We start from the raw sequence: 16,608 nt of genomic DNA on the forward strand, positions 1-16,608 counted from the left end.
TCTGTGCGCCCCTACTAATTTCTGATCTGTACGGGCATAATCAAATAAGTCATCTGCAACCCACCAATGGGAGTCAAAACCACTGGAGTGACTGCCGTATTCAGGTGCATTTCAATTTCCCCTGAAGGTAATGCTTTAACTCCATCCATCAAATAAGCAATATTAAAAGCAATATCAAGATTGCCCCCACCAGAAATTTCAGCAGGCAAAAATTCTTTTCCGCTACCTACATCTTGCGCATCAACTGATAAGGCTAATTCTTGTTTGTCAGTATCAATATGAAACTTGACAATATTATTTTTCTGGTCGGCAATAATCGCAATTCGTTCTAATGCACCCAGTAATTGTTTGCGATCGATCGCAATTTGGCGCTCGAATTGACGTGGAATTAACTGACGATAGGCGGGATACTGACCTTCTAAGGTGCGACACGTCAGTCGCTGCTCCGACCATTCAAACACGATTTGACCGCGATCGCAATTTAAGGCAATTGGTTCGCTGGCTTGTAGCTTACCCAGCATCCGTTCCAGTTCTCGAAACGCTTTAGCGGGTACGGTGACTTCAAGCTGTCTAGACTCTTCGCTATCTGAAGTGTCATTGGCAGTTTGCACGACTGCCAAGCGATGACCGTCTGTTGCCGCAAATTCTAGCGTGTCTTGTTGGACGGTTAAATGCAATCCCTTCAAAATCTGCTTGCTTTCATCCGCACTCGTCGCAAATAGCGATCCTTTCAAACCCTCCATCAAAGCCTCTGCTGGCAAATGCACGAATTCACCCTTTTCCAAAACGGGTAATTCTGGAAATTCTTCCACACCCATACCGCGAATTTGGTAGCGTCCATGCTGAGAGGCGATCGCCGCAATAAATGGGACTTCTCCTTCCTCTTCTTCCAGCGTAATTTCTCCTTCTGGAAGCCTTGCCACAATATCATTTAACAACTTAGCAGGCAAAGTCATCGCACCGCTTGATATCACTGTGGCGGCAAACGTGGTGCGGATTCCCAGTTCGAGATCGAAAGCTGTCAAGCTTACCTGCTGCGTATCTGCGTCGGCTTGCAGCAATACGTTAGCCAAAACCGGATGAGTCGGACGCGAGGGGACGGCGCGACTGACAAGAGAAAGGTTTGTACTAAGGTCGTTTTGAGTACAGACGAGTTTCATGGACGGCTAACAGATGGCACTGGGCTAGGACAGATTTGCTCCAGAATAGACATAGTATCACTCTTGTCAAGGTTGTTGTAAGGATGAACCAATAAACTTCTGTGCGAATAGATCCGACTTAAAGATATATTTTTTTTATTAGTAGTAGTAGGTGCTGTGGAAACTGTGAAAAAAAATGGCTCTTGCTGTTTCTGTGGCGATCCTAGAGATTAAAACTTGTGGAAAACTTGTGGAAAAAAGCCTTAAGTTTTCCACAGGGTATTTATACTTACTTTAAATTTTCCACGTAAAATCAATAGTTTTCCACAAATTGTCCCCGGGTTTTCCACAGAAAACCCGAAGTTTTCCACAGGCAGAACTGAATCTTAATTTTTATTTATACTCGCTTTAAGCTTGAGTTGTAGAGAGCGTTCGCGATCGCCAACTCAATTAGCTAAAGCTCCAATAAGCCTAATTCAACTTACTGGCTGTAAACTTAGTACTTTTGATTTTACTATGCTTGATGATAATATATTGGATTTTCCAGATTCATCTGTTCTATTGGAATTTAGTTCAAATCGTACTGGGATTAGAGCTGTAAAATCGTCTATAGTGAAATATCTCACCTCTGTTTAAGTTTGCCCGTGCAAAGCTTCCTACCGATCGCCTACTTTCAAAATCAGTTTGTTCCGTTTGGCGAGGCTAAGATCTCCATTGCTACCCATGCCTTACACTACGGAACGGGAGCCTTAGGTGGTTTACGCGGAATTCCCCACCCACAGGATTCCCAGCAAATTTTGCTGTTTCGGCTCGATCGCCATTGCCAGAGATTGAGTAACAGCGCAAGATTTCTCCACTACGATTTACCAGCAGACAAAATTCAAAGCGTCATTGTTGAATTTGTCAAACGCAATCAGCCCACAGCATCTTTCTACATTCGTCCTTTTGTTTACACCTCTGGCTTAGGAATCGCACCGCGATTGCATTCGATCGAAAAGGATCTTTTTGTTTACGGATTAGAGTTGCAAGACTATTTATCTGCTGAAGGTGTTAGCTGTCGTATCAGCTCTTGGTATCGACAAGAAGATCGCAGTATGCCACTACGGGGTAAAATAAGTGCTGCTTACATCACTTCTGCTTTAGCAAAAACAGAAGCAGCTGAATCGGGTTTTGATGAGGCAATTTTATTGAATTCTCAAGGCAAAGTGAGCGAAGCTTCGGGAATGAATATATTCATTGTCAGAAACGAAAGACTGATTACTCCAGGTTTCGACCAAGATATTTTAGAAGGAATTACTAGAGATAGTGTTATTAAAATCGCCAGTGACTTAGGAATTGAAACAATAGAAAGACCAGTTGATCGAACCGAACTTTTAATTGCCGATGAAGTGTTCTTATGCGGTACAGCAGCTAAAATTGTTCCAGTAAAAACATTAGAAAATTATCAATTATCGCGGCAAAATACAGTTACACGAAAGCTGCAAGAAAAACTGATTGCTATTACCGAAGGTAGAGAACCAAAATATCAAGATTGGGTATATTCGATCGCAATTAGTTAAATAAAGAGTAGTAAGATCGTGAGTTTAACAGAAGATATTCTGACTCAACTACCAGGCGATGTTTTGAGTGGCTTGCGACAAGCCGATCGCTTGCTCGCGTCGATGAGAACGGATACGACAGCCGTACCGACAGTCGTGACTCAAAGCGAAACTCTTTTGGAAACCGTTGACTGGGATGTCGTGATTTGCGGTGGTACGCTAGGAATTTTAATTGGTAGCGCTTTGGTACAGCGGGGATGGCGAGTCGCCTTGCTCGAACGCGGAATTTTACGAGGTAGACAGCAAGAGTGGAATATTTCTCGCCAAGAATTGGCAGTTTTTTTGCGGTTGAATTTATTAACTGAAGCGGAATTAGAGCAAGCGATCGCTACTGAGTATAACCCCGCCCGCGTTAGCTTTCATAATAGTGGCGAAAATTGGGGCGGCGAAATCTGGGTTAAAGACGTACTCAATCTGGGTGTAGATCCAATTTATTTGCTAGAAACCTTAAAGCAAAAATTTCTAGCAGCAGGTGGGGTGTTATTAGAAAATACTCCCTTTGTGAGCGCGATCGTTCATCCTAATGGCGTGCTTGTGGAAACGGGAGCAGGGAGCGCTTCGGTGCAGGGAGCAGGAGAGAAGAAAGCTGAGGAGCAATTACCAATTACCAATTACCAATTACCAATTACCAACAACCAATTACCAATTACAACTCGCCTCCTCATCGATGCAATGGGGCATTTGTCTCCGATGACACAACAAGCACGTCAGGGACAAAAACCCGATAGTATTTGTTTGGTTGTTGGTAGTTGCGCTCAAGGGTTTTCTCAGAACCAAACTGGCGATTTGATTGCCACTTTCACGCCGATTCAAAATCGCTGTCAGTATTTCTGGGAGGCTTTTCCTGCTAGAGATGGTAGAACGACGTATTTATTTACCTACATGGATGCTAGTCCAGACCATTTGGGTTTAGAAGCGTTATTTGAAGAGTATTTGCGATTGCTACCACAGTATCAGGCTGTAGATTTAGATAAGCTACATTTTCAACGAGCTTTATTTGGTTTTTTTCCTGCCTATCACCAAAGTCCTTTACGCACTCCTTGGAATCGGATTTTACCAGTAGGAGATAGTAGTGGCAATCAATCACCGCTAAGCTTTGGGGGTTTTGGAGCAATGGTACGCCATTTAGAACGCCTAACGCTTGGCATTCATGCAGCACTTTCTAGCGAGCAGTTATCTGCATCGTCACTGTCGTTACTAGCCCCCTATCAACCAAATCTCAGCGTTACGTGGTTGTTTCAAAAAGCAATGCGGGCAGATGTTGGGGGAAATATACCACCCGATCGCATTAATCGGTTGCTAGCAGTTGTATTTCTCACCATGCAACAGTTGGGCGATCGCGTTCTCAGACCGTTTCTCCAAGACGTAGTACAGTTTTTGCCCCTGACACAAACTTTGTTCAAAACTGCGATCGCTCATCCTTTGTTAATCGCCCAAATTATCCCTCACGTTGGCTTAGGGGCTTTAATAGATTGGACGATCCATTACACTAACCTTGGAATCTATTCAGTCTTATCTAAATTCAGTCCCATTATCCAACCTTGGCTAAAAAACCTACCCACACCACAACAGTACCAATACCACCGCTGGATTGACGCTTGGCGCTACGGATCTGGCGAAGATTAGCGTGTTGTCGATTGTTAATAGTTAATCGGATCGATCGCCAATATTAACAATTAACCATTAGCCATTAACCATTAACATAATCAGGCATCTGCCACAGACGCAAAACTGGTTCGATCGCTTCTCCAATGCGATCGGCAACGTAGCGTACAGTTTGTGCTTCTTTGTTAGTGAAGTGGCGCGGGTGCAGGCTACCAATGTGAAATACACCAACAACTCGATTGCTAGCAAATAGAGGAACGCCTAGCATAGAATGCAGTCCCTTTTGTCGCAGTACGGGACTGTAGACTTCTATTGTCGATAGATCGTCAACAATTGTTAACTCCGGTTGAGCTGCAATTTTACCCGCGAACCCCTGTCCGACTGGAATTCTGACTCCAGTTTCGATTTCTTCTTCCAAACCCAAAGTTGCATGAACTGCTAGCTGTTCTCCGTTTTCTGTTTGTAATAAGACTGCGACAGTATCGACTTCTAGGATGTGGCGAATGCATTCCAAGGTTGCTTGGAGTAAATTTTCTAGCGGTCTATGGGCAAGTTCGTTTTTGCTCGCAGCGCGATCGCGGGATGGATTTGTTGAAACGCGATCGCCTTGAGCGACCGGGTTGTATTCGTGTTGGTGAGTCACTTTTTCTTGAACTTGCAGTCGGTTAGCAATTGCTTTAGCTGGTACGCCCACGGCAACCGAGTAAGGGGGGAGATCTTTGGTTACAACCGCGCCAGCACCGATGACGCTACCCTTGCCGATTGTGACCCCATCTAAAACTTTCACGCCATAACCCAACCAGCAATCGTCGCCAATTTCAATTCCCTTTTTCGTCACTCCTTGATCGCGAATCCTCTGTAAGGGGTCTGCAAAAATATGATTGTTAGCCACTATGCCACTGTGAGCAGCAATCATGCAGTCCTTGCCAATTCTGACATTCCCTGGACCAGCGATACAGGAGTAGGGACCGACGAACGTGCCATCACCAATTTCAATCGTGCAGTTATCTCCCGCACAAGTAATATCAGCACCTCGATCTATAGCAACGCGATCGCCTAGCAAAATTTGACAATTATCATTCCAAGCGTTCAGCTTGACGTTGCCAAATAAATAAACCTCGTCGCCAAGCTCGATCTTTTCAGCACTGAGAAACTCTACTCCCTCTTGGATAAAAACTTTTTTACCCATGTGCCGCAAGATCAGAGGGTAGAATTTTCGGCGTGCAGCCGTACCCATAGCGAGCTTAGGCAAGGAGCCTACTGTAGTGGTAATTATTAGCTCTCTTAAGCGTATCAACTTCCTTCGGGAACTTTGTTGATTCATCGAGAAACTCCAAATCGACCTAGATTTTAGAAATAAAATGTTAAATACATTGATATCGGTTAGTTAATTTATGGTATAATTAACAACCTTATGCTTTTTGCTTTACTTTTACTTTGGATTCCTGAAAAACCCGACTTTCTCTAGTCGAACTATTAAGGTTCTATATATTAGCTAATTTGTCTATTGATTTTATATTGGTAACAATTATACATATTACTGTTATTCTATATTTTTTTATTTTAGCAAGACTTTTAAAAGCTGCTAAACTGCTTGCTCCTGATTCCTCTTACCTTTTTAGATACTGGCGATCGCGGCAACTGAGCGAGAGTCAGATATGTATCAAGCTAACTATGACTTTAGGAATACATTAATACTTACAACTGCGTCTTTTCTAATTCGCGATTAGGGTATTAATACTTATTATTTCTTAATATTAGGTTTACCGTTCTTATTTTACATATAACTTGAGAAAAACAACATTCACGAATGAGTGCAGCCATAGCTTAGATAATAATACTTATAGAATAATCTCTATAAATTTGTTAAACACTATTCCTTCAGAAAGGTTTCTATGAAATAAATATCTGATGTTTGAAAGAAGAAATGAAAGTAATAGCGTGAAAGACAATAGAGAGTGTCAAAACTATTTTTAATCATCGCAAGTTATTTTGGTTGCCGAGCACCGATTGCTGATACCTGAGAAGGGCGAATTTCGAGCGAAGATGTATTGCTCAGGCTGTCAATCTATTCGCCAAACCCACCCCTACGGTCACTGTTCCCTGCTCCCGGCTCCCTGCTCTCTGCTCCCGGCTTCCTGCTCTTTGTAGTAAAGTTTATACCAGTCAACAAAGCGTTGAATCCCTTCTGATAAAGGTGTAGTAGGTTTGAATCCTACATCGTGAATTAAATCGTCTACATCGGCGTAAGTACAAGGAACGTCACCGGGTTGCATCGGTAACATTTGCGTGCGAGCTGTTTTTCCCAAAGCGGTCTCAATTGTCTGAATAAACTCATTCAGTTCTACCGGACTATTATTACCAATGTTGTAAATTTTATATGGAGCTTGGTTTTCAGGTATTGCACTATTGCCGTTTGGTTGAGAACACATTTGAGGTGGACGCAGCATAACTCGCATTACGCCTTCTACAACATCATCAATATAGGTGAAGTCGCGTTTCATCTTGCCATAGTTGTAGACTTCAATTGGCTTGCCTGCTTCAATCGCCTGGACAAATTTAAAATAAGCCATATCCGGTCTTCCCCAAGGACCGTAAACGGTAAAAAAACGCAATCCGGTAGTCGGTAAATTGTAGAGATGGCTGTAGACATGGGCGATCAGTTCGTTGGCTTTTTTGGTAGCAGCGTAGAGAGACACGGGGCGATCGACGCGATCGCTAACTGAGAAAGGTATTTTGGTATTTGCACCGTAAACAGAACTGGAAGACGCAAAGACTAAGTGTTTGACCTGACTGTGACGACAGCCTTCCAGCAGGTTAACAAACCCGGAAAGATTACTATCAGAGTAGGCAAAGGGATTTTGTAGAGAATAACGAACCCCTGCTTGGGCTGCTAAATTGACGACATAATCGAATTTATTGTATTGAAACAATTCTAAAAGGCGATCGCGTTCTGCTAAGTCCAATTTTTGAAATGCAAACCCCGGATGTGGCTGAAGCTGCGCTAAGCGGTCGTGCTTGAGTTTGACATCGTAGTAGTTGTTGAGGTTGTCTATGCCATAGACTCCTATCCCCTCTTGAAGCAACCGTTGTGCTAAATGATAACCGATAAATCCGGCAACTCCAGTCACTAATACGTGCATGTTTTCATATCCTTCGCTAGCATTGTGGACGAGATTTTAGGCGATCGATCGCACTAAATATTTTTGCTACCAGTGACAAGCCAAACCTCAGTACAAATGGTAGTTGAACCGTTCGGTTTGGGGTTGGAGTCAGACCATTTCTCATCATAGAGGAGCGATCGCGTCTCACGGTTCGGATTTGGCATAATCTTTTTCTTCGACGCATTAATTCTTTACAAGTGCCTGCTTTAACTGTAGTGAGTCTTGTTAGTTTACTCCTTAGAGATTCTGGAATATTCCTTCTTGTTTATACGTTTGTCAAGCCCCTTATGGAGGGATTTTAGCGTTCTGAGGTGATAATCTGAAAAAAAGTCATGTTTAGCAGTTATTATGTAAACTAATGCCAAATATTAAGAACTATTAAGTTTTTCTAGAACTATCATAAATTTCGATCGATGCAAGAAAAACGCAGCGAGAGTAGAGCCTCTCCCAAGGTTAAATCAAATTTCTCGGCTGCCAGAGGGTTCTTTTGGGCAGCACGTACCCGTATTCTCTTATGGTATCTGCTGACAATTGGTTTCATTTTTGTAGTGTCCATCCCTGCGTTTCGCCAAGTGCTTTACGAGCGCGTCAACCAGCGTGTCAATCGGGAACTGACGGAGAAGATGGAAATATTTACTCAATTAATTGATGCAGAAACCGAAGCAAGCGATCGCGAAGATGAAGAAGTGACGGCTGCTGTCAATTTGCTCAAACAAGCAGACATGCGTTTGACAAAACCCCCCGCGACAGAGGATGAGTTAGAAGAATTTTTTGATGCTTTTCTCGGTCGCCAGCTATCGGAAGACGACACCTTCTTGATCGCGATCGTGGATGGAGAATTTCGTAAATCTAGTCCGAGAGCTAGACCCAAAGTACTTGCTGCTGATTCTAAGCTAATTCAATACTGGGGAAGACTGACTCAATCAGAGCAAGGTGAGAAGGAATTTCCTACAGAACCAAATATTGATAGCGTTCTTTACACAGCCAAACCTGTTTGGATTGACGGCGAAATTGCAGGTGTATTTGTAGTTGCTCATACTACCGCTGGCGAACGAGCTGAAGTTGTAGAAGCCGTGTTAGCAATCGTTCAAGTCAGTGCTGTGGTGCTAATTCTGGCTTTGCTAATAGCTTGGGTTGCTTCTCGGGGGGTTTTGGCTCCTCTGCGCCTCATACTCCAAACAACTCGTAAAATCAGCGAGTCCGATCTCAATCAACGCATTTCCGTAGAAGGAAAGGGAGAACTGGCGGAGTTAGCAACTACCTTTAATGAAATGATGGATAGATTGCAAGCCGCTTTTACTAGCCAGCAAGAGTTTATTAACGATGCGGGACACGAACTACGAACGCCAATCGCGATCGTGCGCGGACATTTAGAATTAATGGGCGACAACCCCGAAGAAATCGGGGAAACTCGGGCGCTAGTGCTAGATGAGCTAGATCGCATGAGTCGATTTGTCAACGACATGATTTTACTAACAAAAGCAGAACGCCCGGACTTTTTACGCTGGGAAACTGTCGAGCTTCAATCTTTTACAGAGGAATTATTTGCTAAAGCACAAGCACTAGCCCAGCGTAACTGGCAATTCGACAGTACAGCTCAAGGTCAAACGATCGCCGATCGCCAGCGTTTGACTCAGGCAGTGATGAACTTAATTCAAAATGCCATTCAGCACACAAAAGAGAATGACATAATTGGTATTGGCTCGGCAATTAGTAAAAGTAGAATTAGTTTTTGGGTGCGTGACACGGGAGAAGGGATCGCACTTGTAGATCAAAAAAGGATATTTGAACGCTTTGCTCGTGCTGCTAACAGTCGCCGCCGATCTGAAGGCGCTGGGTTGGGATTATCAATCGTCCAAGCAATTGTAGAGGCACATGGTGGACGAATCTTACTCAAAAGTGATATTGGTGCTGGTGCTAGATTTACGATTGTCATACCTCTGAAGCGATCGCCAGAGAAAAAAGGTCATGCCGAACGAGTTGGTTGACGATTAAATCAAAGTAGAAAGGCGATCGGCAAGTTCAGAGATGAAAAGTTTCTCATTTCAATTTCATCACAATCTCATCTTTAACTGTCAAAATAATTGGCAAGAGAATAATTGCTGAAATAATTGAGAGTTGGCTGGGTTGTTCTATTACTTTTTCTAAAGGATAGGATTAAGCAAACAGAAGACAGATAAATAAAATATTTATCAATAAAAGATTTATCTTTTATGACGTTTATTTTTAGTCTGTTATTATCCGTATAGATAGTTCTGTCATCATATAACAATGAGGCGCTTAGGTTGTGGCAGTAGGGCGATCGCTAGCTAAGATTTGCAAGGATTTCTATGCAAGATTAGCGAAATCGTTTTCTTCAGCATTTACTTTATTCATTGACCACCTTGAAATAGGTACACCACAAGGTTATGAGCCAAATTTTGATTGTGGAAGACGAAGCTCGTCTAGCTGCTTTTGTTAAGAAAGGACTGGGCAAAAGTGGTTTCGATACTCTAGTAGCAACTGATGGAGAACAGGCGATTGAATTGGCTCAAACTAGTCAACCCGATCTATTGTTACTCGACCTTGGTTTACCAATTAAAAATGGTTGGCAGGTCATGCAAGAATTACGTAGCAAGGGAGAAGTGCTACCAATTGTCATTATGACTGCTCGTGACGATAATCAATGTAAGGCAGCTGCTTTGCAAGCTGGTGCAAATGATTACATTACTAAGCCTTTCCTCTTCAAAGACTTATTAGGATGTATACAGGCACAGTTGGAAATCGCTTGCAAACCAACAATACTCAAATAACATTTTTAGCATTTGTAGGGGCGCACAGATTTGCACCCCTTGCACTACATGAGATCCCCCCAAACCACCTTATCAAGGTAGGGGGGATCTTTTTTGTCGTAGTCAAAGAGTAAATTGGTATGAGATGTTTTCTGAATGGCTTTGTAGAGATGAGTTGCATCTCTACAATTATGTATGCAAACGAATGATAGCAATTCTCGATTGCGTGCGTGACATTTGTAGGAGCGCACAGAGAAAGCGCCCCTACAGATCGTGTGTTTTACCCAATCGAAAACCGCTATGAGGTGGAGTGAAAGAGAGACTTATGGCGAAAATGAGAGATTTCTCATGAGAAATCTCTCATTAAACATTCATTATCAATTCATCACTGACTGCAAAGATATATGTAGATGGAAGACAAATCATTAGTGACGAACTGCGATCGCCAGTCAATTTTTCACAACCAACCACACAAAAAGGATATCAGTCATGCGACTGCTGGTTTATTCCCACGACGCATTTGGACTTGGCAATATTCGCAGAATGTTAGCAATTTGCGAACACCTATTAAGCGAAATTCCTGACCTTTCAATTTTATTACTTTCTGGTTCGCCCATGCTTCAGGGCTTTCGATTACCAAAAGGACTTGATTATATTAAGTTACCTTGTCTAAATCGCGGTGAAACTGGTGAAATTGCTGTCAAATATCTGGGAATGGGTGTGGAAGAGATAGTTAAGCTGCGATCGGAATTGATCTTGTCAGCAACAATTATTTTTCAACCAGATATTTTTTTAGTAGATAAGAAACCTTATGGACTCAAAAATGAATTACGGGGTACGCTCAATTATCTAAAAACAACATTACCAGAGACTAAACTAGTACTGTTATTACGAGATATTCTTGACTGTCCTGAAAAAACAATTGCAGAGTGGCAAAAAAGCGATTTCTATACGGCAATAGACAAGTTTTACCATCAAGTACAAATAGTTGGAACGCCAGAAGTTTTTGACACGGTACGAGAATATAGATTTCCACCTAAAATTGTCGAGAAAGTACGCTACTGTGGCTATCTGCACCGTCAACCGGGACAAAAGAGTCGAACTTGCATTCGCCAAGAATTAAAAGTTTCGCAGCGAGAACGCTTAATTCTAGTGACTCCTGGAGGTGGAGAGGATGGCTATGAGTTAGTAGATAATTATTTGTCAGCCTTAGCACTATTACCAGCAAAGTATCGCATTAAAAGTTTGGTAATTTGCGGTCCTGAAATGCCTAAAGCGCAAAAGCAACTCGTCGAACAAGCAGCAGAAAATAACTCTCAAGTTCGAGTTGGAGAATTTACAGATGATTTAATGAGCTATATAAATGCCGCAGATGTTGTGGTATCTATGGCTGGATACAATACTGTTTGTGAAATTTTATCGGCTAGAAAGCCATCTGTCATTATTCCGCGTAGTAAGCCGTCTCAAGAACAGTCAATTAGAGCCGAGAGAATGGCAAGCTTAGGGTTAATTAAGACACTCATACCTGGTAAGGGAGATTTTAGCTCCATCACTTTAATGAATCTACTTCTAAGTCAGTTAGAAGGACGAAAAAAGCCAGACTTTAACTTAGACATGAATGGTTTAGTTCGAGTGAAAGATTATTTACTTCAACTCATGTCTCAAAAAGTCTGCGAACATCAATTGAACCAAATTTATCAAAAATATACTTCTTTACCCACTTTAGCGAGCGATCGCTCAGCGGTCTAGATAGTTTTTATTGTAGGAATTCTGAGCTAGTTATGAAAAAAATTATGTTTTACTGTCAATATCTGAGTGGTATGGGACATTTAGTTCGTAGCTCAGAAATTGTGCAAAGCTTAGCAAAATATTTTCAAGTTTACTTTATTGTTGGTGGTCCTCAAATTCCAGGTTTTGAGCTACCAACACAAGTAGAAGTTATTCGATTACCTGCACTATGGCTGGAAGAGGGAAAATTCACAGTTGGGAGTAGTCCATTTACCGTTGAAGAAGTGAAAGCAGCTAGGAAAAATATCTTAATTGCAGAGTGCGATCGCATTCAACCTGATTGTTTGATTACAGAGTTTTTTCCTTTTGGTAGACACAAGCTACTCTTCGAGCTAATTCCTTTAGTCGAACATATAAAAAAAATAAGTCCTAAAACCAAAATTGTTTCCAGCTTGCGCGACGTTATCGGGAAAGAAAGCGATCCTGAAGAAGAGGAAACAATTTGCAATTTAATGAATCGATATTTCGATTTACTACTATTTCATGCCGATTCTCGCTTTCAAACTTTTTCGGATAGTTTTGCGAGACATCAAGAAATTCTTGCTGAAGTTATCCATACAGGATTTGTAACTCAACTGCCGAAATTTACTTCTACACCTTTTGAGAAATTATGGAGTGAAGTTAGTTTGGATACTGTCAAAATTGTAGCAAGTATAGGTGGTGGTAGAATCGGTTATGAAGTGCTAGAAGCGCTGATTAAATCGAGTGCGATATTGAGTCGAAAACTACCACATGTTATGAAGATATTTACTGGATCGTTTATGCCAGTAGAGAAGGTAAAACAGTTAAAAAAATTGGCAGGCGATCGCGACAATATTCAAATTGAAACTTATACCCCACAACTGCTTGAATACATGCAGACCGCAGATATTTCTGTTAGTCTTGGCGGTTACAACACCACAATGAATATACTGAGTACGGGTGTCCGTGCCATTATAGTTCCCATCGGTCACGAGCATGTAGATAAAGAACAATTACACAGAACGCAAAAGTTAGAACAATTGGGAATTGTTAACAGTATTCATCCTCAAGACTTGTCGCCTCTAGTTTTATCTGAAAAGATCGGCGATTGCTTATCTAAAAAAACATCAAACAATTCAAGGATTTTCGATCTTCAAGGAGCTGATAACACAGCCAACTTTCTAAAAATGTTTCTCAATTCTCAGACTGCTGCTTTGAGTCTTGTTTAATTTCCACTAGTTTAACCTACCTTCTGCTGCTCTACTTCCTTACACGCACCACGCACCAAGTAACACTAATTAAAGGAGAACTACTAAATGGGTCAGCGCCCCAAAGAAAAAGATTTAAAAGGAGTGATACCAGGTCTTCTGCGGATTTTGAGAAAATTTTCCCCCTATATCCGCAAACAAAGATTCACAATTGTTGGTGCTTTTTTCGCTTTATTAATAGAGACTGGTTTACGGCTACTAGAACCTTGGCCCTTAAAATATGTTTTCGATAATATTCTAATTCCCGCTCATAACAACTCTACTCATATTCCTAATAGCTTTGGACTCAATCCAGTCATGCTGCTGACTTTATCAGCACTAGCAATAGTTGGTATTACTGGACTGGGTAGTATGGCAGCATATTTGAGTACCTATGGTATGTCTTTAGCTGTTGTAGAAGTATTGTCTGAGGTACGCGGTCAAGTTTTCGATCGCTTGCAGCGTCTCTCCCTTTCCTTTCACCAACAACATAAAAGCGGCGACTTAATTACTCGCGTCACGGCTGATATTGAAAAGATGCGGTTGGTGACGATCAAAACTGCTTTACCTTTATTGACCAACATTATCTCTTTACTAGGAATGTTGGCAATTATGTATTGGCTGAACTGGGAATTAGCCTTAGTTGCAACAGCGATATTTCCATTCCTAACTCTGCTTACGAGTAAAACGATCGGTCGTATTCGTAGTTTCGCCAAACAACATCGCGATTCTGAAGGTGTTTTAGCAGCGACAACGGGTGAAACTATTGGCGCGATTAAAGTCGTACAAGTCCTTTCTTTACAGGAGATGCTACATAGCATTTTCGCAGCGCAAAACCAAAAAAGTTTAGATGAGGCGATCGAATCTTTAAAACTTTCAGCAGCGCTGGAAAGAACAGTGCAAGTTCTAATGGCAGTCATTATCGCCGCAGTTTTGTGGCGTGGTTCCCATGTGGTTTTGCATAAAGGGCTTACCCCTGGCGAATTATTAGTGTTTATGACTTATTTAAAAAATGCTTTTGAACCAATGCGAAAACTATCCAACCAAGTCGGGCAGATTGCTAAAGCGACAGCTTCTGGTGAAAGGGTGGTGGAGTTATTGGAATACGAACCCAACGTGCGCGACTTACCAGGGGCAGAAAAAGCACATCCTTTCTTTGGGGCAATCCGGTTTGAGAATGTCTCTTTTGGCTACAGTACAGGTAAGGAAATATTAAAAAATATTAGCTTTGCCGTTCAGCCAGGGCAACAAGTAGCTGTGGTGGGTCCTTCTGGAAGTGGTAAATCGACTCTTCTGAGTTTAATTCTCCGTTTGTATGACCCCGATTCCGGTCGGATTTTAATTGACAGTCAAGATTTACGCGAATACACCCTAGATTCGCTGCGGCAGCAAATTAGCGTAGTTTTGCAAGATAGCGTTTTGTTTGCAGTTAGCGTACAAGAAAATATTGCCTACGGGAAACTAGGATCTTCTCGCAAAGAAGTAGAACAAGCCGCCCGTCTTGCCAATGCTCATGAATTTATCATGCAACTGCCCCAGGGCTACGAAACAGTTTTGGGCGAACGGGGTGGGACGCTATCAGGCGGACAACGACAAAGAATTGCGATCGCCCGTGCGGCGATCCGTCAAGCACCAATTGTGATTCTAGACGAACCAACTACAGGTTTAGACAGTGCCAGCGAACAAATCGTCAACGCAGCCTTAGAAAAACTCACGGAGGGGCAGACGACATTTACAATCTCCCACAATCTCAGGGCAGTGCAACACGCAGATATCATTCTCTACGTTGAAGGGGGCAGCATTTTAGAACAGGGGACGCATAGCGAACTCATGCGTCTGGGCGGACATTATGCCACCTTGTACCAGATGCAAAGCATTATTGACAGCGAGCAAACAGGAGATACTTATGCGATCGAAGCATGAGGAAGATCGAGCAACCCGCGTTATCTTAGTACGCCACGGGCAGAGTACTTACAATGCTCTCGGTCTCTATCAAGGTAGCAGCGACGAGTCAGTATTAACTGAAGTAGGGCGCAGCGACGCGCGTTTAACTGGCGATTTTCTCAAAGGAGTGGTATTTGATGCCATCTACTCCAGTTCCTTAAAACGGGCGCAAGAAACTGCCCGAGAAATTATAAAAGTCACCTCCCCCCATACCCAATTAAGGGTAACGAACAAGTTACGCGAAACCGATCTTCCGGCGTGGCAAGGATTAGCTTTTCAATACGTGCGCGAAAACTTCGCCCAGGAATATCGCCTTTGGAAACAACACCCCCATGAGTTTTGGATGGAATTCTCTGGAAGTGTGGAGAGACAAGGGGGACAAGGGAGACAAGGGAGACAAGGGGGACAAGGGGGAACTCGGGGACCCCACGACCGAAGGGAGTGGGGATTAGGGGGCGAAGGGGGACAAGGGAGCAGTGTAGCGCCAGCATTGACTGTCAACTGTCAACTGTCTTCACGCAGTGTAGCCTCAGCGTTGACTGTCAACCAACAACCAACAACTAACAGCCAACAACTTGACAAATTCTTTCCCGCCCTAGATTTATATCAAAGGGTACGAGAGTTTTGGCAAGAAATATTACCGCGCCATAGGGGACAAACTGTTTTACTAGTGACTCATGGCGGAACCAACCGCGCTTTAATAAGTACAGCTTTAGGAATTACACCCGATCGCTATCATTGCATTCAGCAGTCTAATTGCGGTATCAGCGTTCTCAATTTTCCTGACGGTTCTCTGGAGTCAGGGCAATTGGAAGCAATGAATTTAAATACTCATGTAGGAGAACACTTACCCAAGCCTCAAGAAGGGGGTAAAGGTTTACGGCTGTTGCTCGTACCTTCTGGGACAAATGCAGCACAAACTCAAAACATAGCTAGGTTTCTCAAACAAGTGCGAATTGACTTTAGCCTCAATAGCATACTTGACTCCTACCACATTACGGTGCAACAAATTCTGCAACACCATCCAGAAACAGTACAGTTTGAGGTATTGCGAGAAGATATTCCCGAAGCTTGGCAAGCAGTCATTGGTAGAAGAAGTATCGCTAATTCCCAGCAGTTGATGACTGGTTTAGTTATGGCAAGCGAAGAAACGATCGCTCGTTTAATTGGTCATGTTTTTAATATGAATTCGGATGTTTCGGAACGAATATCAGTCAAAAAAGGAATGGTAAGTTGTCTGCAATATCCGGGCGATCGCCATCCACCAATTTTACAAGCAATGAATATTCTAACTACTCAAAACGGCTCGAGCCATAAATCAGATGTAGGGTGGGCAATACCCACACAGATATTTTCTTAGTCGGGTTAAAATGCCTGATTCACAAATGACC

Annotated in this window: 12 protein-coding genes; 8 read left to right on the plus strand and 4 right to left on the minus strand. The window is 42.5% G+C overall.

Translation table 11 applies throughout. The annotated features are described in order from the left end of the window. Positions 1–14: 14 nt before the first annotated feature. A complete protein-coding gene (gene dnaN, locus CHRO_RS00450; protein ID WP_015152201.1) occupies positions 15–1,160 on the minus strand; it encodes a DNA polymerase III subunit beta in 1,146 nt (381 codons plus the stop codon). Between the two features lie 623 nt (positions 1,161–1,783). Here dnaN and CHRO_RS00455 point away from each other — a divergent pair. Both CHRO_RS00455 and CHRO_RS00460 read left to right on the plus strand, forming a co-directional pair. Then, positions 1,784–2,698, plus strand: coding sequence for a branched-chain amino acid transaminase (locus CHRO_RS00455; RefSeq protein ID WP_015152202.1), 915 nt, complete (start codon positions 1,784–1,786; stop codon positions 2,696–2,698). 18 nt (positions 2,699–2,716) lie between these two features. Continuing rightward, positions 2,717–4,363: an FAD-dependent monooxygenase family protein gene (locus CHRO_RS00460; RefSeq protein ID WP_015152203.1), complete on the plus strand. Its 1,647-nt coding sequence runs from the start codon at positions 2,717–2,719 to the stop codon at positions 4,361–4,363. Between the two features lie 64 nt (positions 4,364–4,427). On the opposite strand, the gene CHRO_RS34100 is transcribed toward CHRO_RS00460, so the two are convergent. From CHRO_RS34100 to CHRO_RS34105, 3 genes are all read right to left on the minus strand, one after another. Continuing rightward, positions 4,428–5,594: a GAF domain-containing protein gene (locus tag CHRO_RS34100; RefSeq protein ID WP_199755474.1), complete on the minus strand. Its 1,167-nt coding sequence runs from the start codon at positions 5,592–5,594 to the stop codon at positions 4,428–4,430. Positions 5,595–6,435: 841 nt separating this feature from the next. Further along, positions 6,436–7,485 (minus strand): NAD-dependent epimerase, encoded by a 1,050-nt coding sequence (locus CHRO_RS00470; protein WP_015152205.1) that lies wholly within the window; start codon positions 7,483–7,485, stop codon positions 6,436–6,438. Between the two features lie 53 nt (positions 7,486–7,538). Continuing rightward, positions 7,539–7,670, minus strand: coding sequence for a hypothetical protein (locus CHRO_RS34105; RefSeq protein WP_256498646.1), 132 nt, complete (start codon positions 7,668–7,670; stop codon positions 7,539–7,541). A gap of 249 nt (positions 7,671–7,919) precedes the next feature. Between CHRO_RS34105 and CHRO_RS00475 the strand changes: the two genes are divergently transcribed. The 6 genes from CHRO_RS00475 to CHRO_RS33090 all read left to right on the plus strand — a co-directional run bounded on the left by CHRO_RS00475 (position 7,920) and on the right by CHRO_RS33090 (position 16,577). Then, positions 7,920–9,494 carry a sensor histidine kinase gene (locus CHRO_RS00475; protein ID WP_015152206.1) on the plus strand — a complete coding sequence of 525 codons (1,575 nt, stop codon included), beginning with the start codon at positions 7,920–7,922 and terminating at the stop codon, positions 9,492–9,494. Between the two features lie 420 nt (positions 9,495–9,914). Beyond that, on the plus strand, positions 9,915–10,298 hold the full coding sequence (locus CHRO_RS00480; RefSeq protein ID WP_015152207.1) for a response regulator transcription factor: 384 nt from the start codon (positions 9,915–9,917) through the stop codon (positions 10,296–10,298). Between the two features lie 468 nt (positions 10,299–10,766). Further along, positions 10,767–12,026 (plus strand): glycosyltransferase family protein, encoded by a 1,260-nt coding sequence (locus CHRO_RS00485; RefSeq protein ID WP_015152208.1) that lies wholly within the window; start codon positions 10,767–10,769, stop codon positions 12,024–12,026. Positions 12,027–12,058: 32 nt separating this feature from the next. Further along, positions 12,059–13,255, plus strand: a complete 1,197-nt coding sequence (locus CHRO_RS00490; protein WP_015152209.1) for a glycosyltransferase family protein — start codon at positions 12,059–12,061, stop codon at positions 13,253–13,255. 87 nt (positions 13,256–13,342) lie between these two features. Next, entirely contained in the window at positions 13,343–15,196 is a 1,854-nt protein-coding gene (locus CHRO_RS00495; RefSeq protein ID WP_015152210.1) for an ABC transporter ATP-binding protein, read from the plus strand. Continuing rightward, complete coding sequence (locus tag CHRO_RS33090; RefSeq protein WP_015152211.1) at positions 15,180–16,577, plus strand: histidine phosphatase family protein; 1,398 nt, start codon at positions 15,180–15,182, stop codon at positions 16,575–16,577. Before CHRO_RS00495 ends, CHRO_RS33090 begins: the two co-directional genes overlap by 17 nt. Positions 16,578–16,608: the final 31 nt, after the last annotated feature.

Source organism: Chroococcidiopsis thermalis PCC 7203 (genome assembly GCF_000317125.1).
In the GTDB taxonomy this organism is placed as follows: domain Bacteria; phylum Cyanobacteriota; class Cyanobacteriia; order Cyanobacteriales; family Chroococcidiopsidaceae; genus Chroococcidiopsis; species Chroococcidiopsis thermalis.

Coding starts and splice junctions, on each gene's coding strand:
- dnaN (WP_015152201.1), bottom strand. CDS start 1,160: ATGAAACTCGTCTGTACTCAAAACGACCTTAGTACAAACCTTTCTCTT.
- CHRO_RS00470 (WP_015152205.1), bottom strand. CDS start 7,485: ATGCACGTATTAGTGACTGGAGTTGCCGGATTTATCGGTTATCATTTA.
- CHRO_RS34105 (WP_256498646.1), bottom strand. CDS start 7,670: ATGCCAAATCCGAACCGTGAGACGCGATCGCTCCTCTATGATGAGAAA.
- CHRO_RS00475 (WP_015152206.1), top strand. CDS start 7,920: ATGCAAGAAAAACGCAGCGAGAGTAGAGCCTCTCCCAAGGTTAAATCA.
- CHRO_RS00480 (WP_015152207.1), top strand. CDS start 9,915: ATGAGCCAAATTTTGATTGTGGAAGACGAAGCTCGTCTAGCTGCTTTT.
- CHRO_RS00485 (WP_015152208.1), top strand. CDS start 10,767: ATGCGACTGCTGGTTTATTCCCACGACGCATTTGGACTTGGCAATATT.
- CHRO_RS00490 (WP_015152209.1), top strand. CDS start 12,059: ATGAAAAAAATTATGTTTTACTGTCAATATCTGAGTGGTATGGGACAT.
- CHRO_RS00495 (WP_015152210.1), top strand. CDS start 13,343: ATGGGTCAGCGCCCCAAAGAAAAAGATTTAAAAGGAGTGATACCAGGT.
- CHRO_RS33090 (WP_015152211.1), top strand. CDS start 15,180: ATGCGATCGAAGCATGAGGAAGATCGAGCAACCCGCGTTATCTTAGTA.